The organism is Paenibacillus anaericanus (assembly GCF_003994475.1).
GTDB classification, from domain to species: Bacteria; Bacillota; Bacilli; order Paenibacillales; family Paenibacillaceae; genus Fontibacillus; species Fontibacillus anaericanus.
Map to the genome: position 1 here is coordinate 111645 of NZ_RZNY01000004.1, position 22295 is coordinate 133939.

General features: G+C 44.1%; 18 protein-coding genes. 1 reads left to right on the plus strand and 17 read right to left on the minus strand.

Annotation, left to right across the window (positions count from 1 at the left end; all coding sequences use genetic code 11):
• Positions 1 to 70 precede the first annotated feature (70 nt).
• The 6 genes from EJP82_RS06775 to EJP82_RS06800 form a co-directional block, all read right to left on the minus strand.
• Positions 71 to 1939 (minus strand): ABC transporter ATP-binding protein, encoded by a 1869-nt coding sequence (locus tag EJP82_RS06775; protein WP_127191286.1) that lies wholly within the window; start codon positions 1937 to 1939, stop codon positions 71 to 73.
• Positions 1932 to 3668: an ABC transporter ATP-binding protein gene (locus EJP82_RS06780; RefSeq protein WP_127191287.1), complete on the minus strand. Its 1737-nt coding sequence runs from the start codon at positions 3666 to 3668 to the stop codon at positions 1932 to 1934. The genes EJP82_RS06775 and EJP82_RS06780 overlap by 8 nt, the downstream gene beginning before the upstream one ends.
• Before the next feature lie 62 nt (positions 3669 to 3730).
• Complete coding sequence (locus tag EJP82_RS06785; protein ID WP_127191288.1) at positions 3731 to 4216, minus strand: nitroreductase family protein; 486 nt, start codon at positions 4214 to 4216, stop codon at positions 3731 to 3733.
• The gene (locus EJP82_RS06790; protein ID WP_127191289.1) at positions 4194 to 4574 is read right to left on the minus strand and encodes a hypothetical protein; all 381 of its coding nucleotides are present in this window, start codon (positions 4572 to 4574) and stop codon (positions 4194 to 4196) included. The genes EJP82_RS06785 and EJP82_RS06790 overlap by 23 nt, the downstream gene beginning before the upstream one ends.
• Positions 4575 to 4752: 178 nt before the next feature.
• Entirely contained in the window at positions 4753 to 5262 is a 510-nt protein-coding gene (locus EJP82_RS06795; protein ID WP_127191290.1) for a hypothetical protein, read from the minus strand.
• Between the two features lie 245 nt (positions 5263 to 5507).
• Positions 5508 to 6410, minus strand: a complete 903-nt coding sequence (locus EJP82_RS06800; protein WP_127191291.1) for an SDR family oxidoreductase — start codon at positions 6408 to 6410, stop codon at positions 5508 to 5510.
• Between the two features lie 234 nt (positions 6411 to 6644).
• Between EJP82_RS06800 and EJP82_RS06805 the strand changes: the two genes are divergently transcribed.
• Positions 6645 to 7454, plus strand: coding sequence for a C40 family peptidase (locus tag EJP82_RS06805; RefSeq protein WP_170220139.1), 810 nt, complete (start codon positions 6645 to 6647; stop codon positions 7452 to 7454).
• A gap of 87 nt (positions 7455 to 7541) precedes the next feature.
• Here EJP82_RS06805 and EJP82_RS06810 read toward each other — a convergent pair whose 3' ends face one another.
• From EJP82_RS06810 to EJP82_RS06860, 11 genes are all read right to left on the minus strand, one after another.
• Positions 7542 to 8696 (minus strand): D-alanyl-D-alanine carboxypeptidase family protein, encoded by a 1155-nt coding sequence (locus EJP82_RS06810; protein WP_127191293.1) that lies wholly within the window; start codon positions 8694 to 8696, stop codon positions 7542 to 7544.
• Between the two features lie 274 nt (positions 8697 to 8970).
• The gene (nhaC, locus tag EJP82_RS06815; RefSeq protein WP_127191294.1) at positions 8971 to 10347 is read right to left on the minus strand and encodes a Na+/H+ antiporter NhaC; all 1377 of its coding nucleotides are present in this window, start codon (positions 10345 to 10347) and stop codon (positions 8971 to 8973) included.
• 290 nt (positions 10348 to 10637) lie between these two features.
• The gene (locus tag EJP82_RS06820) at positions 10638 to 11861 is read right to left on the minus strand and encodes a VWA domain-containing protein (protein ID WP_127191295.1); all 1224 of its coding nucleotides are present in this window, start codon (positions 11859 to 11861) and stop codon (positions 10638 to 10640) included.
• Positions 11862 to 11864: 3 nt separating this feature from the next.
• Positions 11865 to 14267: a DUF5682 family protein gene (locus EJP82_RS06825; protein WP_127191453.1), complete on the minus strand. Its 2403-nt coding sequence runs from the start codon at positions 14265 to 14267 to the stop codon at positions 11865 to 11867.
• Positions 14264 to 15361: an AAA family ATPase gene (locus EJP82_RS06830; RefSeq protein WP_127191296.1), complete on the minus strand. Its 1098-nt coding sequence runs from the start codon at positions 15359 to 15361 to the stop codon at positions 14264 to 14266. Before EJP82_RS06830 ends, EJP82_RS06825 begins: the two co-directional genes overlap by 4 nt.
• 21 nt (positions 15362 to 15382) lie before the next feature.
• Entirely contained in the window at positions 15383 to 17116 is a 1734-nt protein-coding gene (locus EJP82_RS06835) for a HEAT repeat domain-containing protein (RefSeq protein WP_170220140.1), read from the minus strand.
• A gap of 24 nt (positions 17117 to 17140) precedes the next feature.
• Complete coding sequence (locus EJP82_RS06840) at positions 17141 to 18586, minus strand: SWIM zinc finger family protein (RefSeq protein WP_127191298.1); 1446 nt, start codon at positions 18584 to 18586, stop codon at positions 17141 to 17143.
• Positions 18587 to 18816: 230 nt separating this feature from the next.
• Positions 18817 to 20034 (minus strand): MFS transporter, encoded by a 1218-nt coding sequence (locus tag EJP82_RS06845; RefSeq protein ID WP_127191299.1) that lies wholly within the window; start codon positions 20032 to 20034, stop codon positions 18817 to 18819.
• 20 nt (positions 20035 to 20054) lie between these two features.
• Positions 20055 to 20621, minus strand: a complete 567-nt coding sequence (locus EJP82_RS06850) for a maltose acetyltransferase domain-containing protein (protein ID WP_127191300.1) — start codon at positions 20619 to 20621, stop codon at positions 20055 to 20057.
• Between the two features lie 364 nt (positions 20622 to 20985).
• Complete coding sequence (locus tag EJP82_RS06855; protein WP_127191301.1) at positions 20986 to 21387, minus strand: CHRD domain-containing protein; 402 nt, start codon at positions 21385 to 21387, stop codon at positions 20986 to 20988.
• Between the two features lie 127 nt (positions 21388 to 21514).
• On the minus strand, positions 21515 to 22240 hold the full coding sequence (locus EJP82_RS06860) for a DUF421 domain-containing protein (protein ID WP_127191302.1): 726 nt from the start codon (positions 22238 to 22240) through the stop codon (positions 21515 to 21517).
• Positions 22241 to 22295 lie beyond the last annotated feature (55 nt).

Here is a 22295-nt window from a genome sequence, read left to right on the forward strand (position 1 = left end):
GAGATGGTTTATATTAAAAACAAGACCGGATGTAGCCAACGCTACTCCGGTCATTTCTATTATTATTCACTCATATATCGTCTGACTGGATAGCTCTCTTAAACTGGCTGTTATAAAGCTCGTGATAGACACCCTGAAGCGCTAAGAGTTGTTCATGGCTACCCTGTTCCGCAACTCGGCCGTCCTGGATGACGAGGATACGATCAGCATCTTGAATCGTACTGAGCCTGTGCGCTATCACAAAGCTAGTGCGTCCCTTCATCAAGGTTGTCATAGCTTGCTGAATATGCATTTCCGTCCGTGTATCCACGCTGCTGGTTGCTTCGTCCAGAATCAGAATGGCCGGATCGGCTAGAATGGCGCGCGCAATCGTTAACAACTGGCGCTGTCCATGGCTCAGATTTCCACCTTCTGTACCCAGTATAGTTTCGTAACCTTGCGGGAGTCTCGTAATAAACCCATCGACATTGGCAAGTCTTGCGGCCTCCTCAACCTCCTGATCGGTTGCATCTAGGCGTCCGAAGCGAATATTTTCCCGAATAGTTCCCGCAAATACATGCGCATCCTGAAGCACCATCCCGAGCTGGCTGCGGAGAGCGTTTTTGTCTAACTGCCGGATGTCCCGACCATCAATATACACGGCACCTGCACTGATTTCATAAAACCTTGTCAAAAGGTTGATGATCGTTGTTTTTCCAGCTCCTGTTGGTCCAACAAGTGCGATCTTCTCACCCGATTTCGCTTCAAACGTCACGTCCTTTAGGATCAGTGAATCGGACTCGTAACCGAAAGAGACGTTTTGAAAAACGACTTTCCCGGATAGCCTTGGCAGTTCTCCATCATCTTCATCACCGTACTCGGACGGCATATCCATGATTTCAAACACCCGTTCCGCCCCGGCAATGGCCGACTGAATGAGATTATACTGGTTAGCAAGCTCAGAGATCGGGCGACCAAACTGCTTGGAATAGTTGAGTAAGCTGACAATCACTCCTACCGTAGCTAAATCATGATAGGCCATCAAGCCCCCCACGCCCGCGATGAGCGCAAAGTTAAGGTTGTTGATCAAGTTCATGACCGGCCCTACAATTCCGGAAACAATCTGTGCCTTGATCCCAGCCTTGTTCAGCTCCCCGCTGATCATGCTGAACCGCCCAGCTTCTGTTTCTTCCATTCGATACTGCTTGACTACCTTTAATCCGCTAACCTTCTCTTCGATAAACCCGTTAAGCTCGCCTAAACTCTGTTGCTGCTTCTTGAAATAAACCCGGCTTAAGCCGGATATTTTACGGGAAGACAGCAAAACGAGTGGGATTGTCAACATAGCTACAATAGTGAGTGGTATGTTCAGCATAAGCATGATAACCAGTGAACCGCTGAGTGTAATCAAGCTGTTCAGAAGCTGAGTCACACTTTGATTCAGAGAGTTCGAAACATTTTCAATATCGTTAGTTGCTCGGGACATCAGTTCCCCGTTGGCATGCGTGTCAAAGAATTGTATGGGTAGTTGCTGATACTTCGCGAACAAGTCGCGGCGTAGCTCGAACACGGTATTTTGCGAAACTGCCGTCATGACATAAGCTTGAACCCAAGCCACAACACTACCGAGCAAATAGATACCGAGAAGGAGTAAACAAAACTGGACAAGCCTAGCATAGTCCCCAGGAATGACCGCAGTATCGATCGCTTTTCCAAGTAGGTATGGCCCAATCAACGAAATAACCGCATTAAGTACGGTAAATATGTATACTAGGATAATCCCTACTCGCTGACGGTTTAAGTATGCCCATACACGTTTAATCGTAGCTCCTCGGTTTTTGGCTCGTACCTTCGGTATGTTGCCGCGTCCTGCTCCAGGGCCCGGACCTTGCGGTCCTCCACCGAAACCTCCCGGCCGACCAGGAACCGAAAATGGCGTGTGATTATTGAAACTAGACATAAGGTGCCTCCTCTCCCTTCAGTTGAGACTGCCGGATATCCCGGTAGACATCACTGCTTAGAAGAAGCTCTTCATGAGTACCTTGGGCTACGATCCTACCATTCTCCAAAATGAGGATGCGATTGGCATCTATGACAGACGAGACCCGCTGGGTAATCAATATGTTTGTGCTATTCCGCATCTGTACTTTTAGCATTTGCTTGATCCGCGATTCAGTCACCGCGTCCAGTGCACTAGTACTGTCGTCCATGATAAGGATCATCGGACGGATCAGCAGTGCTCGAGCAATCGATAAACGCTGCTTCTGGCCACCGGACAGATTGACGCCGCGTTGACCCAATATAGTGTCGTACCCCTGTGGAAGACCTATGATGAAATTGTGAGCCTCAGCGGTTATGGCAGCTTGTTCAACTTCCTCCGCGGTAGCATCAGGGCGTCCATAGCGGATATTGTCACGAATGGTTCCACTGAACAGAATCGTTTGCTGCATGACAAGCCCTATTCGGCTTCGTAAGTGTTCCAGTCCCATTTCTCGAACATCCGTGCCATCGATCATAATCGAACCAGACATCACTTCGTAAAGCCTTGGAATAAGGCTGACGAGCGTCGACTTCCCCGCGCCAGTGGCACCAAGAATCGCAACCGTTTCGCCCGGCTCTGCAACAAAGTTGATCTCTCTCAGAACGAGGTGCTGATCATCTTTGTGATAAGAGAACGACACATTATTGAATTTGATACGTCCGTTATGTATCACGTCGGTCTTGGCTGAAGGAGCATCGATAATTTCGCTCGTTGTGGCAAGCACTTCGTTCACCCGGTCCGCTGACACCTTTGCCCGAGAGACAAAAGTAAGCGCATTGCTAAGCATCAACATCGACATCAATAGTTGGGTTACATAATTGATAAAAGCGATCAAATCACCAACCGGAAGCCCGTAGTTCCAGCTTTGCAGTCCTCCGAACCAAAGCACGGCAACAATACTTGCATTTAGGATCAGCATCATGAGCGGAAGATTTAGCGCCATAAGGCGCACGGCCTTGATTGCTGTTTGGGTATATTCCGTGTTAGCGACATCAAACCGCTTCTTCTCTTGTCTGGCTCGGACAAAAGCCTTAATCACACGAATTCCAGAAATATTCTCCTGAAGTACTGTATTGACGCCGTCCAGTTTGACTTGCATTTTCGCAAACAAAGGAAATGAGAGTTTGATTAGTACATACAAAATTATAAATAGCAAAGGAACGGAGATAAGCAGGATGAGGGTCAACGATGGGCTGATCCGGATGGCCATCACCAGGCTGCCGATTAGTAGCAGTGGTGAACGTACAAACATACGTAGAATCATCTGCACAAATGTCTGTAGCTGCACTACGTCATTCGTTAGCCGAGTAATCAATGATCCCGTCTTTAAGCGGTCTAAATTTTGATTAGAGAATGACTGGGTATGTTCGAAGAGACGAATCCGCAAATCGTTACCGAAATTCTGGGATGCAATACTTGAAAAAATGCTGCAACCTGCCCCTCCGATTACACCGATAAATGCCACGCCCAACATCGTTAGTCCAGTCGTAACGATATGCGCCAAATCGTTCGTCATGATGCCCTTGTTCACAATGCTTGCCATTAGTGTAGGCTGCATTAAATCCATAAACACCTCTATCACCATCAACAACGGTGCTAGCAAGCACCATAGCCAGTAAGGCTTCAAAAAACTCTTAAGTTTCCACATTCGTTCACCTTCGATTCTATATTGCTTACTGAAATAATTAATCCAACCAACAGGTGTTTAGTTTAGGACAGATAAGTGATTTTTGACATAATAGGCGTTCTTGGTTTGGCATTTGGAACTTCCGCAGGATATCCCACTCCAAATATACCAATAACATCATAATCTTTCGGCACACCAAGAATGTCACGATTATGGGGTAAAGCGCCCAAAGAAGCCCAATATGAACCTACACCCGCTTCATGAGCAGCCAATAAGAAATTTTGTGCGAAACATGAAGAAGCCATGACATTCTCATCACGTTCGAACGAAGTTGCGGCAGGTTTGGATAATATGGCAAAAACTACAGGGGCGCTACCAAAGTCTGTTTTATGATTTAATTTCGCTCTGGTATCTGGTCCAAGAAAAAGAAGCTCCCAAGGTTCGGTCATGCGATGATTAGGCGCGTAACTTGCAGCTTCGAGCCAATTCATCAGATCACTTTCACCAATCGGATCCGGCTTAAACATTTTTATCGTTCTACGAGTCTTAATTAAATTGGTTATTGTCATTTTTTATTCCATCTCCATCGTTTTTATTATTGTTAGAAGTTCTATCTTCCGAAGATATCTCATGAAGCTGAAACATATGGATAAACTCTTCAATAATCGCTTCAGTTGCTTTTAATTCACCGCTAATGACTTGTTTGATCGATTCTAGCTCAGGCTCATTTAATTGCCGCTGCAAAGTAGCACGATTCACATTAAGCTTATCCAAGAATGCTGTAGCTCTGCCGCGGCGAAAGGTTTGTGCGCTTTTTGGATGAGGTTCGCAAGACTCTTTGTGACCATGTTTATCCATGTGCTCTAAACCTCTGTGTTCTCTGTGTTCCCTATGACCGTGGTGCTTACCTTTAAATCCTTCTCGCATATTTTTTCCTCCTCTATATTGTGTATACAAACGTATACATTGATCTAGTTGTATACAAATGTATACGAAGTCGTCTATTCCTGTCAAGATTATTTTGGTAATCCACATCACATCAATGATGCAAAAAAATAAGAGCTTGTGTTAACAAGCTCTTATCGATAAGTGATGTGCGCACTCTTTATTCTAACTTCAATTTTTTAATTGCTTTTTGAAATTGTGGTTCGTATTTCGCAGGTTTATCCATATCAGCATGTGCCCAATAAAATAGCATCACATTTTCTGCTTCATAAATACGAGGAATCATCATGTCATATTTTTCCCTTTGTTTATTAAAATCTTCCAACCCTTTTTTGCGTGCATGTTCTGATTCAAAAACATAAATTGAAACCTGCTCTAATTTAGTTGGGTCTATATTTTCGATAGGATTACCTACTGTAAAGTTATTCGGTTTATTATTGTTCAACAACCAATCATAACCGTCTTCAACGGTTATTAATTCAAGTCCTTCTGCCTGCAAAGCTATTTTGAAGTCTTCCAATGTTATTTTGGCCATACTTGTCAGTTCATTTCCTTCTGTGTATTCCTCCACTACTTCTTTTTGACTGGGTTTGTTTTCAATTGATCCGTTAAAACATCCTGTCAAAGCAATTACCATAACACATGGCAGTAGAATGTATTTTAGTTTCACATATTTTCCTCCTTCTTCCCTCAATGAAATAAACGAGAAATATAGAGATTTTGTTGCTCTAACTTGCAACCAAGGATTCAAGGCGGGACAACAACGTGTACCCTTAAATCAAAAAAAGCCGCTAATATAGCGACTCTTAAGGTCATAACCAGTCAAAGGATCCCTCCAACTAAAAAACCCGTCTTTGTTCAGACGGGTTAGTTCTTATTACAGCGCACGCTTTTTTTATTTAATGATGATACGGTTTAAGGCGTTGGCGTACCACCATTAGCATTAAGGGTTTCCCCACTGATATAACTCGATTCCTGACTGGCCAAGAACACATAAGCCGGAGCCATTTCTACAGGTAGTCCTGGTCGACCAAGCGGCGTATTCTCACCGAAGTGTGCCAACTTCTCTGTTGGTTGTCCACCCGCTACTTGCAGCGGTGTCCATACGGGACCTGGTGCCACAACGTTTACTCGAATCCCCTTGCTCGCAACTTGCTGTGCGAGGGCTTTACTAAAGGTGTTAATTGCCGATTTCGTAGTAGCATAATCTAATAGAATGGGTGATGGTTTATAAGCTTGAATTGAAGAAGTATTAATGATTGAACTGCCCGGCTTCATATGTTGTACCGCAGCCTTACAGAGCCAGAATAGAGAATATACATTGGTCTTGAATGTGGCATCGAATTGTTCGGTTGTTAGATCTGCAATCTCCTCCACGAACTGCTGCTTGCCAGCCACGTTGGCAAGAATATCGATTCCGCCTAGTTTTTCCACCGCAGCCGCAATCAGTTGCTCGCAAAATTGCTCGTCCTTCAGGTCACCAGGAATGGCTATGACTTTCCTGCCCTCTTCTTCGAGTAATTTGACCACCTCTTGAGCATCCGCCTCTTCCTCCGGCAAGTATGACAGTAGCACATCTGCACCTTCACGTGCAAAAGCAATCGCTGTCGCACGGCCAATTCCACTGTCGGCCCCTGTAACCACAGCTTTACGTCCCTTTAATCTTCCAGTTCCGCTGTAGCTTGTCTCCCCTGCATCAGGTACGGGGGACATTTTCTTTTGTAGTCCTGGTTCCGGCTGTTTCTGCTTCCATTCTGCTGTTGCTTTCGGAAATTGTGTTGTTGGATCCTGCATCGAGTATTGGTCTTGATCTCGCATAGTCAATTCCTCCTCTTGGTTCTAAGTTTGTATTCAGTAGTTGTCCAAAAGTAACACTCTTCTCTTTTTGTAACCGAGATCGGGAATATTTAAACGTGCTAGACTAAAAATACGATTATTTCCCTTGTTCTTGGCCTATGATAATGATGAAAGCTACAGCTAGAGAGTGAGGGAAGTGAATTGAGCAAGACTCCGCGAAAGAAAAGGCGTTGGCGTATGAGGGTTTTGATAGGAATGGGCGTAGTACTTGTGTTGATAGTCTCCCTGCAACGCTGGACACTTGCAGCTGAACCGTCCGCCCATTGGACGCCCGATTACACTAAGGTCGATTTATCTACAATTCTAACGAAGGAAGTTCTGAGTGAGAATGACTACGAGATCCTACTCAAGCAATCTGGACTTGGTCGTCCAGTGGTTGACAATCTTCTTGCTACAGGAAATGAGAATACGATTTATCGAATGCAAAATCAATTCTTCACCACTCCTCTACTAGTTCGCGAAAAAAATAGTCCGATATCAAAAGAAGAATTCGTAGTAGACGAAAATGGTAAATATATAGCGGGAACCGAGATGATTGCACTTGAAGATGGAGACATCTTGATCACTCAAAACTCACTCACCTTTGGCTGGCGGAATGGACATGCGGCAATCGTGGTAGATGCGAACAAAGGAAAGACGTTGGAGTCAGCCGTCCTGGGGGAGAATTCCGGTATCCAAACCATTGGGAAATGGGAAAAATACCCGAGTTTTCTTGTCTTTCGCTTAAAAGACAGCTCTGCTGAAGATAGGCGTACAATTGCACAGGAAGCGGTCAAACGGCTCAGTGGCGTACCCTATGGTTTTGGAGCAGGGATATGGACTGCCAAGCACCCTGATAATATGTTAAAGGAAACACATTGTGCTCACCTGGTGTGGGAAGCTTACCGTCAGTTTGGTTACGACTTGGACAGCAATGGTGGCAGGCTTATCACACCAAGAAGTATTGCAGATAGCCCACTCTTAGAGCTTAAACAGGTCTATGGTATGAATCCAGATGAGCTGTAAACACCTATTATGCAGCAAAAAAAACACCCTCTAAGAATCTAGAGGGTGCTGAAATATTATTTGTAGCCATGCTAGCTTTAGCAAATGTTACCTCTTCTCCCTCTTCCTTTTTCTAACAAATAGAAGGATTAGTAACACAGGTATCGCTATGGAAATACTTTTAGCTGCGAGAAAGGATTTGCTCTCCTCGTTCAATGGACCTCTTAGCTTGTCTATTATGTGTTGACTTGTAATTAACGGGATTAATTGTTTGGAATAAACTTGATTATCGTTCGAGTCCATCACTACGAGCTGACCATTATTTTCATTTAATTCAACTTTGAATGATTCGGATTTCTTACTTGTAAAAACTAATTGATCCGGAACCTGAAACCGATCTTGGTATTTCTGAATCAATAAAGGATCTACTGTATACTGATTGGTTTGATAGTTGTTAAATCCATAATCAAAGAGGTTCTCCATATCGCTATAGGCTAACTCTGCTGAACCCGCATTTAAAGTAACCGCGATCCATTCCGAGCCATCCCTCATGGCAGAGGCAACCAATGTATAACCGGACTGAAGAACATAACCATTCTTCACGCCAGTTGTCCCTTCATAACGCCACAAAAGTCGATTGTGATTAAAGATTGTTGTCTCCCATCCCTCGCCTATCCACTCCAGACTCTTGGTACCGACTATAGATCGAAACAATGGATTATTCATCGCGTATTGTGTGATAATCGCCATATCGTAAGCTGTTGTTACATGGTTTACATCGAACAGCCCATGCGGATTTTGAAATGTAGTATTTCGAGTACCTATCTTGTCCCTAATAAATTGATTCATTCGTTCTGCAAATTGCGCTTCACTTCCATCAATATGTTCGGCAATAGCGGTTGCTGCATCGTTGCCTGAATTAATTAGCATGCCTTGTATAAGCTTTAACATTGGAACCTGTTCACCTTCGAGTAAGTACACTCTTGTACCGTCAATATTTCTCGCATTCTTGCTAACGGTTACAATATCTTTTATATTTCCTTCTTCAATCGCGATGATTCCTGTAACAATTTTGGTGATACTTGCGGGATACATCAACTTTTCGCTATCTTGTTCAAATAAAATAGTTCCTGTAGTTCCATCGATCAAAATTACTGATTCACTATTAAGCGGCTGAATCGCCTTGATTTCCATAGCATAAGCCTGCTTTTGGAAACTAAAAATGATGGTCAACATTAATAATAATGCAAAGAATCTTTTCATTTAGCAAATCCTTTTCTTGTTATAGAGTTCAGTTACTATGTATCATTCTCTATTAATGGTTCAGCACATTAATCAATTATCTAATATTTGATCTTACCTAGTACTGCGAATTAACTCAAGGTATATTATCACTGACACAATTTTTTTATCACTTCTATTAATTATGAAGTAAAACAGTTGAACCTATGCAAAAGTCGCTAAATCAAGATAGTGTAAAAAAAGACGTGATGGTTGTGGAAACCATCACGTCTTTTTTGTATTAAACTCAATTAAATCACTTATCCCTACCTAACGAGTTCCTTTGCAATCTAGGTATCAATGCATAGGCAAACGTAAATAACGGGCTTAACCACAAGAAGGTTGCATAGGGTACATATTCGATTACCGGAACACCAAGTGTAGCTGCGAAAAAAGCACCGCTGACGCCCCATGGAATCAATGGATTAACGAGTGTCCCGCAATCTTCCAGTGTACGAGATAGTGTCTTCGCTGGAATATCTCTACGGGTGTACTCATCCTTGAACATTTGACCAGGCAGAAGGATCGAGAGATATTGCTCTCCTGTCATACCGTTAACCGCAATAGATGATGCACCTGTCATCAGTACAATGCTACTTTTACGCTTCAGTGGTTGAATGACTTTATGGAAGAAGGCTTCGATAACGCCGCAATGCTGTAACAGTCCTCCTAATGATAAAGCGATTAAAATCAGAGATACGGACCACATCATTGATTGCAAGCCACCGCGATTTACGATGGAAGCGACTGTTTCATTGGTGATAGAGCTCTGGTAGCCGCTCTGCATCACGCTGAACCAGACATCCACTGCCGTTTGTTGCTGAATGAAGGCAGTCACTAGAAGTCCAGTGACAATACCAACGATTAGCGTTGGGATAATCGGAACCTTCTTGATGGAGCAGGCAATAACAGCAAGCGGCGAAATCAACGTTAACCAATGAATATGAAATCCATCTTGTAAGGCAAGTTTAATTTGTTGTAATGATGATAAATCGATAGTATCGGTTGTTGGCACGAGCAGGAAAAAGACCGTAGTCACGACAAGCGCCGGAACCGTTGTGTACACCATGTTGCGAATATGTGTGAATAAAGATATACCCGCCACCGCAGGGGCAAAATTCGTTGTATCGGATAATGGTGACATCTTATCACCAAAACAAGCACCACAAACGACCGCTCCTGCAGCCAAGGCCGGAGAAACCCCCGTCGTTAAGGCAATCCCCATGAAGGCGACGCCAATCGTACTGACTGTAGTGAAGGAGCTTCCCGTGAACATAGAGACGACGATCGTGACATATAACGCACTCACCGCAAAATAATGCGGGTTAATATAATCCATACCATAGTATAAAAGCGTCGGCACTGTACCACTCATCATCCACACGGCAATCAGTATACCGATGAGCGAAAGGATGAGAACCGGCATAATGGCCGTTTGAATGCCTTGAATGATGGCGGATTCGAGCTTCTGCCAAGTAAAGCCGAATAGGCGTAATAGCGTGGCTGTGCCAACGGTTGTTGCGAGAAGCGGGAGATGCGGTTCCGCTTTTAAGAGAAAGATAGATACAAATAGAAATGCTAGAATAAAGACAATAAGAATGATGCTTTTTGAGAAACTAAGCTGTCGGTCCATGATCATGAGGCTCCTTATACATTGTTGTAGCTTTTGAAGATTGATTCAAATCCTTATATATCGCTTCGATAATATCTTGTAGGATAGGGTAATCATCTTTTTCGCTTTTATGCTTTTTGGCTTTTGCGCATTGAAGCATAGGTTAATATAAACGATAAATAGGAATAGCGTCAATGTTATGTACATCCAAAGCAGGATTATTCATCCAAATGGACAGTCGTTGTAAATTACATAGCCCGGAAATTCCAAGTGACTCCGATGGAATATTCCGGGCTGTTAAGCTACCTTGTTTATAGGTTTTTCGCTTCGCCTATCCGATTTGCCATCTCATTTAGGTCTAATCCCTTCAATGCTCCTTCAATTAATTCAGGAAGCCGATCTGGCGAGCAACCGAAACATGGAATGCCAAAGGACGCCAACTTCTTAGCTACAGCATCATCGTAACTTGGTATTCCTTGATCTGATAGAGCGAGCAGACAAACTGCCTTCACTCCTGCTTGCTGCAACTCTGCCATTCTGCGTAGCAGTTCAGATCGATTACCTCCCTCGTATAGGTCAGAAACGAGAATGAAAATAGTCTTTTTTGGTTCTGCAATAAACTGTTCACAGTAAGCTACCGATTTGTTAATGTCTGTTCCACCACCAAGCTGTACGCCGAATAACATGTCAACCGGATCCTCGGCACACTGCTCGCTAAGGTCAACGACTTCCGTATCAAATACGATGACTTTAGTGTCTAAAGAAGGCATGCTGGCAAAAATCGAACCCACAATCGATGCATAGATAACAGAATTCGCCATGGAGCCGCTTTGGTCAATATCCAGAATGACGGTCCACTCCTTACTTCTGCGCGCTCGGTCGAAAAAGTAAACCTTTTCCGGTATGAGTAGCTGTCGGTCCATATTATAATGTTTCAAATTTTTACGGATGGTCGTATTCCAGTCGAGTCCAGAAGCTGACGGTAGCGGCGAGTGTTGCCTCCGATTCAATGCCCCCGTTACAGCCCGGCGCATATCATCGGCGAGTCGTTTGGTTATTTCCTCTACCACCGCTTTTACGAGTTGCCGCGCTGTATCTTTTGTCTTCTCAGGAATATGTCCTTTTAATGACATCAATGTCGCCACCATCTGGATATCAGGCTTCACTTGAGACAGTAGTTCAGGTTCGAACAGGAGCTGAGTTAACCCCTTCCGTTCAATGGCATCTGCCTGAATAATAGATACAACATCTGGCGGGAAAAATGACCGGATATCACCGAGCCATTTGGCGAGCTTGGGGGAAGATGCCCCCAAGCTTGCTGACTTTCGGCCCCCGGCGGATCCTGAACCGCTAGAATCCATACCACTTAACCCAGATGTTCCATCATAAATAGCTGCCAGCGCTTCATCCATTAACCTTGATTCCTCATCGAGCAGAGGGCCGATAGTTGTTCCATAGGATTGTAGCTTCGGCTCAGCATCTGCCCCAAGAATCAACCTCCATCTTTTTACCTGCTCCTCATGATTCATCGTCATAACTTACAAATCCCCAAAATCGAAATCATTGAGTTCATCGATTTTCTCCTTTTCTTCCTCACTAAGCGGCTGCTGAAGCAATTCCCCTGTCTCCAACGCTCCGCTTCCCCACAGATCGCCCATCAGTTCTGCTATAGATGCCTTTTCCCTTGGCTCAAAAGTGCTGAATGCCCTGCGTAAAAACACCAAGGAACGTTGAAATTGATCATGCTCAAGTGAATGAATATACTCATCGAGCTGCTTCCACAGAAAGATACGGGATAGTAAAGCATATCGGTTTCTCAAAGCCAAGCCTTCAAACCAGCCTGCACCAAGATCAGCAGGAATACCAGGAGATAGCCGCCTAGATACCTCTTGTGCACATTGGTTCTCTGACACTTCATTTCGTTCGAGCAATATGGCGAAAGCATAACCCGACATCCTAGCGTTCCGGTCATCACGCGAGGATAGTTCTTCTAGTTTCTGACGCCATAATTGATCGTCAACCACCTCAAAATGCTCTTGAGCAATCGTATGCAATGCATTTATTGCACTTATATTGTTCTTAGCCGCTTCTTCACTGCATAATGCAGTGTCCACTAGCAACAGTGCTCCGCGTAGAAATAATTGCTGAAGAAGCGGGATCAATGTCCCCGTCTCAATGAGGCGTATCGAGCCGTATTGAATCAATACGGACAGCTCATAAGCTGAAGTGGCTATCTCGGAGAAATTACCCACATCGACAGCCAGTCGCTGCAGCGTCATTCTAGCCTCCTCCATGATGGAAGATAGGTCGCAATCGCAAGCGATACGGATAATTTGTGATGCTTCCACTATACTGGTGCACTCAAGCAATTTTTCATGTAGTACAAAGGCAGCCGCTAACTCGACGGTCTCCCCTTTTAATGTGGATTCCACCGTCTGAATTTCAGCCTCCGGAGTCCACTGGAGCACCCATTGTTCTGCCCACGTGGCGGAATCTTGTCGGCTTCTTTGTTTCCTGGCAAAACTGATACCCATAAGCTCAAGCCGATGAAGTAATACAGAACGGTTCAAGTCAAGGAACGCCGCGTTATCTGACTTGACCCGATGATTCTCACGCAGATCAAGTGCGAGGTCAGTGGCAACCACTGATTTGTACTTCTCCAACTTGAGCCGTTTCAATTCACGCTTTAAGTCATCCTGGACCGGTGTCTGACTTACGCCATCTGGAAGACTACCAATTACTGTACCTATATCGGTCCGGGCCAAAGCCTCAGCGACAGTGGACAGCTCGCCGTTACCGAGACTTATCATCACCGCATCCCGCAGGTCCTTCCACGTTGGAAACCTACCGTTATGCAGCGAGGCAAGCGCCTCAGCTAGCCTAACCCCCTCAATAACCGACGCGGTTGAACGATACGTTCCATGCTTACGCATATGAGTGACTACATGAGTGAGATATAGCGAAGACAGCTTGTTAAGTTCATTACGCTGCAGACATCTCCAGAACAGTTCATAATAGGCGGGCGCATGATTTCCCGCCCCATAACCTGACTGTGTTGACAGCTTGTAATAGGAGTATGGCATGAGTGTAATTTTGGTAGCACTCCGCGGAAGGTTTGCCAACTGCGCGTCGCTCATGGAAGGCAAATCCGCCCGCAAAGCGGATACATGATGTGCTCCTGTCACAACAACGACTTTATCCGGATCATGTCCAGCATCCAGAACCTCATTGATTCTGCGACGCATATAGGCTTCACGAATTTCGTTATACGCAGCTTCCGCTGGTGCAAGTTCCCATTCATGTTGTTCCGTCATTTCCCTCATTTGTGCGGAATAATGATGTATCGCCTCACGATAAGTCTCCCCGCCCGTTTCATGTTCGAAATAACGTTCCCAATATGACTCATAATCCGACTCCCCCGCAAGAGCGGCGATTTGCTCATACAGGTCATGCTGCCTTCTCGCATAGCTACGGATGTCGCCACCTGCCGGGAGGACCTCTTCTTCTCCGTTGTTAGCATTGTGTACAGAGTCATTGTCTATGTCATTTTCGTCTTCATTACCTGGATCATTGTTTGAACTACCGTTTAATCCCTCTCTTCGCATTTCATACAAAGACAGCGAAATATCTGAAGGTAAATCGATAAACTCAGCATGGACACCGTTCTGTTCTGACCAAAGGAAAGCCTGATACTCAGGGGAATATACCGCATAGGGATACAAAAGTGTCCGTACCGGCAACTGATCCGTATAAGCCAAAAGGGCAACAGGAGGTACCACATTGCGGGCAACCAACTGTGAAATATATTCGCTGGCATCTCCCGGACCTTCCACAAGAACGGCGGTCGGCTTCTTCTCTGCTAGAAAAGCGCGTAAATGATAAGCGCCAGCAGGAGATAAGTGCCGGATCCCGAAAACATGGAATGGCTGCCGGTCGTTCATCCGTTCATCTCCGAACAAGCGTTGTACAGGCTCCGCCATGACGATCCTCGCTTCTTCATCACATTGTCCAAATATTCTTTCCATACAAGACGGTCCTTCTCTTCATCTTTCACGATGGCTCCCTGCAGTCCTGCAGCGATATCTTCCTCCTGGATGGTCCCGCTGCCAAAACTGGCTGCCAGCGCCATACTTCCGGTCAACAGTGAAATGGCTTCTGCCGTTGAAATAACACTGCTTGTCGGTTTCACCTTTTCCTTGCCATCCATCGTCATACCACTGCGAAGTTCACGGAAAATAGTGACAACCTTACGCACTACCTCATCTTCAGGCATGGATGCTGTCAAAGCGTAATTCGCTGATATTTCACTCACACGCTTGCGTACGATATCAATCTCAGTTTCAATATCCGCTGGCGCTGGCAGTACGATAATGTTGAACCGCCGTTTGAGCGCTGCAGACATTTCGTTCACCCCACGGTCGCGTGTATTCGCCGTGGCAATGATCGAAAATCCCCGTGCTGCTGGCACCTCAAGGCCAAGTTCGGGAATAGACACCGTCTTCTCAGATAAAATGGAAATGAGTGCATCTTGCACTTCAGACGCGCAGCGAGAAATTTCTTCAAACCGGGCAATCCCTCCGGTTTCCATTGCGCGAAAAATAGGACTCTTGATCAGAGCCTGATCCGATGGACCCTGCGCTAGCAACATGGCATAATTCCAGGAATATCGGATCTGCTCTTCCGTTGTACCGGCCGTACCTTGGATGACCTTAGAAGAATCGCCATGAATGGCGGCTGTTAGATTCTCAGACAGCCACGATTTGGCTGTTCCTGGCTCACCAATGAGCAATAAAGCCCTATCAGTTAGTAGCGTGGCTATCGCTATCTCAACCAGTCTTTTATTTCCTATATATTTAGGTGTTATTTCCTTATCTCCCGCCTTACCTCCGGTTATGTAAGTAAGAACAGCCTTAGGTGAAAGCTGCCAACCCGCAGGCTTTGGGTCCTTATCCGTTTTTTTCAACGCTTCTAGTTCCTCACTGTACAATTTTTCCGAAGGAAGCCTTAACACATTCTGATCATTATCCCTTGTCATCTTCCGCGTTCCTCTCCCTACTCAATTAAGATTGTTTGCTACTACACGATCCGCGATATCCAACACCTGTTGTTTGACACTCTCGTACCTAATTGTTTCAGCGAACTGTCGCAGTCTATCCGCATAGACGGGAGGTAGTTGAGATAGAAGCGCTGTCTGAGCACGGTTTAAGTAATAAAAGTGACTCGTTTTATCTCGCTCCAAAATATCCATCACCATTTCTGGTACATGATCATCACTGAGTTTGAAGAGCGCCAGCAGCATATCGACCGTAACATAATCCTGGAATTTCGGATGAGCAGCACACTGCTTGGAAAGATACGAGATGACTGCAGCATCGGAATGAAATGCGAACCGGGTGACAAGCTCTTTCTCATCCAGTTTTATCAATAAATGAACCCATCTTGGGTCCCATGTTTCTTTGGAAGAATTACCGCTCATCTGATCCGTGATATCTGCCGTAATCATCCCCAGCGTTCGCAGTAGTTCCTTCGCAGCCGAAGTTCGTTTATTGTGTAACTCGGGAGCGTACCTCTCGTATACCTCTTCCGGTGGAAGACTGTATACCGCTGCACGGAAGCTATAACCAATAAATCTGCGGTTATATGCCTGCTGCAGCCCAGCGGTGAATGCATAAGCCTCCGAATGGCCGAGATTCAAGAGCATTTGCACAGCCACTTCTTGTAATCGATCCAACTCAGCTGTTCTCTCAGCGGGAACGGATAGGATCTTCTGCAGCAGTACAAACAGTTCGTTCGATGAAGACTCTTCCAAACTTGTCATGTATGAAATGAGCCGTTGTTCTGGCTCGTCTTTCTCCGTGCCTGCAAGAACTCCATCAAGCACATCTTCAGTATGACGGATGACACGATGGATCAAGTTATCCGATCCGCACAGCCGGATCGGCTCAGCTGCCAATTCATGATCCTTGGATGTCAAAGCTTCGAACAGACAGTCCTGTGCTTTATCCGAACCAAGCTTGGATAAAGCGTTCAAAGCAGCTCGCCGAATTTCTTTCTTCTTATCACCGGCCTGGTCTAGCAAGAACTGTTCCTGTTCCGGATATTCTCCCAGTATCTCAATACCGGCGGTACGAACTTCGACAGATCCTATAGTCGCAGCTTGGAGATACAGATCAATTTCAATTTTTCCCTCTATATTGTGAATTAACTGAAGTCTGCGAGCGTGTCCTTTGCCTCCTTGCAACTGAAACTGCTGTTTCAGCATAGGAAGAGCATCGGTTCCATACTGGGAAATCACTTTGTGAAAAAGAAACTCTGGAATTTCTGCGTAACTGTCATCCAGAGCAGTTACTGCCGCGGAAATCACACGGAAGTCGTGGAACAATCCTTCATTATATGCTTGGTGGATCTGCTCCAGTCTGCCTTGACCCTTTTGTGTTAATGCTTCGATCAAAGGAGCAATCTTCTTGTAAGGAACGGAGGTATCCGCTTTGATGTTCGTACCAACCAAAGGAGATACTTCTCCTGCACCCTCTGTCTTACCCTGTGTGTATAGAACGGAATGCAGTAGCGTACCTAGTTCCAGCAGCTTTGATGCTGCATCCGTTCTTTCCGACGTTATAAGCTCATTTACAGCTTGTGCAAATCTATTGAATATGGGAGCGGTTTCTCCCAATTTCTCCAGCTGTGGTACTATTTTAGCGAGTCTCAAATCTCCTTCCGCCATGCCACTTCCCGCAATGTACAGCCGGCGCAGCTCATGCTGCAGTTCAAACAGTATATTTATGCTCATAAACATGTCTCCTAATCTTGTTAATCAGTACAACAAACGAATTATATTATCACTTGTAATGATGCTTAACGGCTGAGCCAATAATTGATTACGTTCCAAGTCATGCTCAAACATCACCAACATTGCGTGATTACTAACATGCTGTTGGTTTATCCACGATAGTAAGGGTGTTGTCGGATGATTCAGCCACGATATATCTGCAAGTCGTAGCTGCTTACCCTGTTTATCTACAAGCAAGAATCCTGCCTCATCGCATGCTATATCCGCATATTCTAAAAGCACAACCGGATGTTTATCAGCGAGCGGGGTTTTGATCTGATTTTTAACCTGTTTGACCGCCTCGGGGATAGATTTACATGCATGCGATCGCATTCTATCATAATCCAGCTCCTCTGGCTGCTGGATCGTCGCATCTTCCCAACGCACGCGGGGATTCAAATCTCCAGGATAGATGAAGAGTTCTTTGACTTTTAGCACATCATAGAAGGAGTCTTCCTCCCGGATAAATTTAGATGTACGGTAAGGTCGGAATGTGCGTGTCATGCGAAGGTTACCGGTTAGAAGCTCCATCCAACATCCTTCGTCGACATACTCACCCCGGGCTTCATCCGTATAAGAGCGGAAGAACAACTGCCGAAGTTCGGCATCTGCTTGAACCCGGCCACACTCTCGTAACTCTACCAATTGCCAGGCGTGCCCGATCCATTCTTCGAGTGTGGAGTCAGTATCCATCATTACCTCTGGATCTGGATTATCTATTTTGCTCTGTAGGTAGTCCTTGCTTTTCTTCACAAGTGAATAAAGGATATTCAAATGTTCCATCGCAAGAGAATAGGTTGTTTCTCTGTCAACGTCGGACTTTAGCAGCAAGAGCATTTCTCGTAATGCTGTCTGTGCACCAGGGATATAATAGTTACCCAGTTGCTTCGCCTGCTCTTCCAACGTTTGAATCATCTTTTTGTCAATGCTGCCGAGTCCAGACTGGATAAGCTTTAGAATCAGTTTCTCCAATATGCCGATTCCTTCTAGTTGAGCAGTTACTTTTTTCACCAAAGCTGCTTTATTCGGTTTACGTTTCTTTACATTTACATTGTCCCCGCTAACCGCTTCTTTTTTCTTCTCTTCACGCTTCTCGGCGTTCTCCCTTTTGTCCACAATATCTTGAGGAATGTCTGTGGTTTCAAACGGTTTGCCCATTGTATAGGCATACATTAATCCTAAATTGTGTTTGCAGGGAAACTGCCGACTAGGACAAGAACAACGGAATACCGGGGCATCTGCTTTAATGAAGTCAACGGAACAGATATATGGAGTACTTCCACTCCCTTTACACTCGCCAAACATAAAGGTCTGATCAGGGGAGCTGCATAACTTGGACAATTTGTCCTTCTTGACTAAATCCTTACCATTCTTAATTGCATTGCTATTCAGTGCCAGACTGTCTACATAGGACTCTGTTATTTGATTCATCTTCTACCTCTCACTTATAGTTTTGATAAGAATTAACTTCCACATTTATTTGCAATTACCTCTTAAAATACGAAAAACCGACAAGAAATAGAACACGCGTATCTAAATAAAACGGTTATTTTAACCTGTTAAAAACGAAAAAAGCCCGTATTTCGGGGTTACCAACGGTAACCGTAAAATACGGCCTTGAAATCAAATTAATGCTAATAGAATGCGTTGATATCATTAGGTTATCCTTTTAAAACCCTTTTCTTCAAAATTCGGTTCACTCTCTCTGAACTTAAAATCATACATAGAAGGAAAATAAGTACGATAATCGGAAATACACGAATACTGATTTGTGAAGCTAACATCCCAAAAATGGGAGGAAGAAATGTCGTTCCTGTGTAAGCCAATGCCATTTGATATCCCATCAACTTGGCGGAATTTTCTCTACCAAACCGAGTTGGAGTTTCATGAAGAAGTCCAGGATAGATTGGCGCAAGTCCTAAACCAATAAGAATTAATCCGGCTAATGAAAACGGGATGGGTAACGGAAGAACCAAAATGACTCCACCCAGTATAGCCGTAAGCTGACCGATCAGGATTAGGACACGATTTCTTATTTTAAGAGTCACGAAGCCAGTAACTAGCCTGCCTATCGTAATTCCACCGTAGTATAAGGATATCCACACGGCAGCGGTTCCAGCTGTTATGTCTCTTGCCCCTACCAAATAGCTAGCTCCCCACAATCCTACCGTAGCCTCTACACCACAATAAAATAAAAATGCAACTAGCGAGTGTTTAACACCTTTAATCTTTAGCACTTTTTGCGCGGGTTTCTTCCCATCCTCTACAGAAATACTATCCATTTGGTTGTCGTCCGGTTTGGTTTGAGTTAAGTCGGCTTCTCTTATTGAAGCAACACGTTTCCATAAGGGTAGTGTAATAAACAATATAATAACAAGTCCGAACTGGATCAACGCTACGGTAGCGTAACCGCTTCTCCAAGAGTTCTGGTCTGCAATATAATAAGACATAATAATGGGTCCTGCTGTTGCACCAACACCCCAAAAACAATGCAACCAATTCATATGATGTGCCTTATAATGCTCTGCCACATAATTATTGAGTGTTGCATCAACAGCACCCGCTCCAAGACCAAGCGGAATGGCAAAGATAATAAGCCATACTAATGAAGGTGCAAACGAATATCCAAGTAATGCACCTGCGGTCAAGCAGCAGCTAATGAGCGTAATCTTGCCTGCTCCTATTTTGTGAGTGATACTTCCACTTGCCAGACTGGATACGATAGTGCCTCCAGCAACGACCATAGACAAGATTCCGGCTGATCCAAAAGAAGCTCCAATTTCAGGCCACATTACTGGCCAAGCCGAGCCAAGTAGAGAATCCGGAAGCCCTAGACTAATAAACGCTAGATATATAATAATAAGAAACCAAGTTGCCATAACCTCTTCTTTTCCTCCTCTTAAAGTTCGATAGCTCTAATTATTTGCGCCGGATTTCCACCAACAATCATATTATCTGGAACATCCTTGGTCACAACCGCTCCTGAAGCAATAACAACATTGTCTCCAATGGTGACCCCTGGATTAATCACTGCTCTCCCACCAATCCATACGTTATTTCCAATGGTTACGGGTTTGCCATACTCAGGCCCAGCTATACGTTCGAAAGGATTCAGCGGATGTGTAGCCGTGTAGATATGTACACCAGGAGCCAACATACAATTATCTCCAATACGCACTTCGCATACATCCAGGATTGTACAGTCATAGTTAGCAAAGAATTTATCTCCAACATGGATGTTGTACCCATAATCACAACGAAAATTTGGCTCCACGCTCAGGAATTCACCCGTCGATCCGAAAAGTTCCTTTAATATTTTGATTCGAAGCTCACTTTCTTCTTCTGTAGTTTGGTTATACAAACGTGTCAATTTTCTTGCGTGTTTATTTTCCTGCGACAATTGTGGATCTGAGGCTAAATACAACTCTCCATCCAACATTTTTTGTTTTTCTGATTTTGTAGTCATGGTTGTATGTCCTTCCTCTTTACTTATTAAATTGATTTAATAAGTGTCATTATAAATCATCATTTTACTCTTGTCTAATCAATTTATTCTATTCCGGATCCCTCATACTATTGGCCTAATTTTACTTGGCGCGGCGGAGATACGGAATTTATCTTATATAGTGATTTCAATGTTATCGATATAGGTGGATACACGAATTTGATCATCGAGCCTAAAAATAAAGAAGCTGATGCCGGTTGATTACCAGTGTCAGCTTCTTTATTTAGATTATTTTATGTCAACATTTTATGACCCAATTTTCTTTCTATCGTAACCCAATCCGTAAATGGGGTATAATGTCCTCTTTTGTATCGATATCTTTCAATTATTTGACGATTTGTCCCCGAATTTCACCGTCCGGATGCTGCACGGTATGCACGTTGACGTAAGTGTTGCCTCTTTCGATCTCCCGGACTAAATCAAGGATAGTTTTTCCTTGTAGAGGACCAACCAGATCGCTTTTGTTCAGGACCCCCCTCACAACGCCACGTTTTACTGAAATGCCGAAATTACTCGGTCCGAACAAAAAAGCGACAACGGGACCGTTTTTCCCCCTACGTCCAAGATGGATATGAGTTTGAGTAATCTGATTGATATTATTGACGACAAATTGGAATCTTAGTTGAGTGCCGTTAGCACTTAGCTTAAAAACCGCATTCCCCGTTGCAATAGTTTTCACAGGTGGTACCTCGTTGCGTCCATTTAAGAAAGCTCTAAAGGTTCTGATAAGTTTTCACTCCTCTCTTTTACGATACTCTAATGTATTCGGAATAGAGAGGTCGGATTGTATATTAGCCTTTGTTTCTTAGAAGTATTTGAATAGCATGAGATTCTCAATAGATTTTAAGCTTTAATCAAAACGGAGCTCCCCTTCTCTTCGTTTGTTTTAAATAGATCCGTACGTTTTCATTTTCGTTAACTGTTGCTAACATCACATCGCTGATATCCGCGTTTGTGCGTGCTAATTTGATATTAAGCCATTCAAGATCTTTTCCAATTTCCCGAAGAAGAGACATATCGATTATTCCATCTATGATGATCGGCCTTGAGATAGAAAATGGTTGGGTTTTTAATTTCATATCTGCCGGAGTAACCGGTTGGTATTGAGTATCCATGAACACGGATATTGTTCCACCTGGCTCCCAAACTGCAAGGGATACCTTTTGTATGTCCTCTACTTTTTCCTTTCTAAGCTCAGAGAATAAAAAATCAATAGATATCCTTGCTTTAGATAGGTTATCAAACTGAATGAGTCCGTTTTTGATGAGAGTAATAGGTAATGGATCAAGATATCGTTTGAAAATTGGAATTTTCAGACTCAACCACGTCGCTGTTACATATAACACGATTAGTACAATGGTAGTGATCATGGATCCTTTTAATCCTAATTCCTCATCGGAAAGAGGGTGAGCTATAATATTTCCAAGGGTCAACGCTATAATGAAGTCGAGAAACCTTAATTGAGAAATGGAACGCTGCCCCATCAGTTTAGCTACAAGGAGTAAAAAGACAAAACCAACAATGCCTCTTAAGATCCATTCCATGTTTGTTAACGATTCTTTACTTTCGAAAAAATCCAATCTTTTCAACCCTTCCCCAAAAATCCAAAAGTTATAAAATAGGATTCCCTCTTAT

Excerpts from the sequence above, each read along its gene's own strand:
- EJP82_RS06790 (WP_127191289.1), bottom strand. The coding sequence starts at position 4,574 with ATGCGAGAAGGATTTAAAGGTAAGCACCACGGTCATAGGGAACACAGA.
- nhaC (WP_127191294.1), bottom strand. The coding sequence starts at position 10,347 with ATGGACCGACAGCTTAGTTTCTCAAAAAGCATCATTCTTATTGTCTTT.
- EJP82_RS06850 (WP_127191300.1), bottom strand. The coding sequence starts at position 20,621 with ATGACTACAAAATCAGAAAAACAAAAAATGTTGGATGGAGAGTTGTAT.
- EJP82_RS06800 (WP_127191291.1), bottom strand. The coding sequence starts at position 6,410 with ATGCGAGATCAAGACCAATACTCGATGCAGGATCCAACAACACAATTT.
- EJP82_RS06830 (WP_127191296.1), bottom strand. The coding sequence starts at position 15,361 with ATGACAAGGGATAATGATCAGAATGTGTTAAGGCTTCCTTCGGAAAAA.
- EJP82_RS06820 (WP_127191295.1), bottom strand. The coding sequence starts at position 11,861 with ATGACGATGAATCATGAGGAGCAGGTAAAAAGATGGAGGTTGATTCTT.
- EJP82_RS06805 (WP_170220139.1), top strand. The coding sequence starts at position 6,645 with ATGGGCGTAGTACTTGTGTTGATAGTCTCCCTGCAACGCTGGACACTT.
- EJP82_RS06845 (WP_127191299.1), bottom strand. The coding sequence starts at position 20,034 with ATGGCAACTTGGTTTCTTATTATTATATATCTAGCGTTTATTAGTCTA.
- EJP82_RS06835 (WP_170220140.1), bottom strand. The coding sequence starts at position 17,116 with ATGAGCATAAATATACTGTTTGAACTGCAGCATGAGCTGCGCCGGCTG.
- EJP82_RS06825 (WP_127191453.1), bottom strand. The coding sequence starts at position 14,267 with ATGAACGACCGGCAGCCATTCCATGTTTTCGGGATCCGGCACTTATCT.
- EJP82_RS06840 (WP_127191298.1), bottom strand. The coding sequence starts at position 18,586 with ATGAATCAAATAACAGAGTCCTATGTAGACAGTCTGGCACTGAATAGC.
- EJP82_RS06785 (WP_127191288.1), bottom strand. The coding sequence starts at position 4,216 with ATGACAATAACCAATTTAATTAAGACTCGTAGAACGATAAAAATGTTT.
- EJP82_RS06775 (WP_127191286.1), bottom strand. The coding sequence starts at position 1,939 with ATGTCTAGTTTCAATAATCACACGCCATTTTCGGTTCCTGGTCGGCCG.
- EJP82_RS06810 (WP_127191293.1), bottom strand. The coding sequence starts at position 8,696 with ATGAAAAGATTCTTTGCATTATTATTAATGTTGACCATCATTTTTAGT.
- EJP82_RS06780 (WP_127191287.1), bottom strand. The coding sequence starts at position 3,668 with ATGTGGAAACTTAAGAGTTTTTTGAAGCCTTACTGGCTATGGTGCTTG.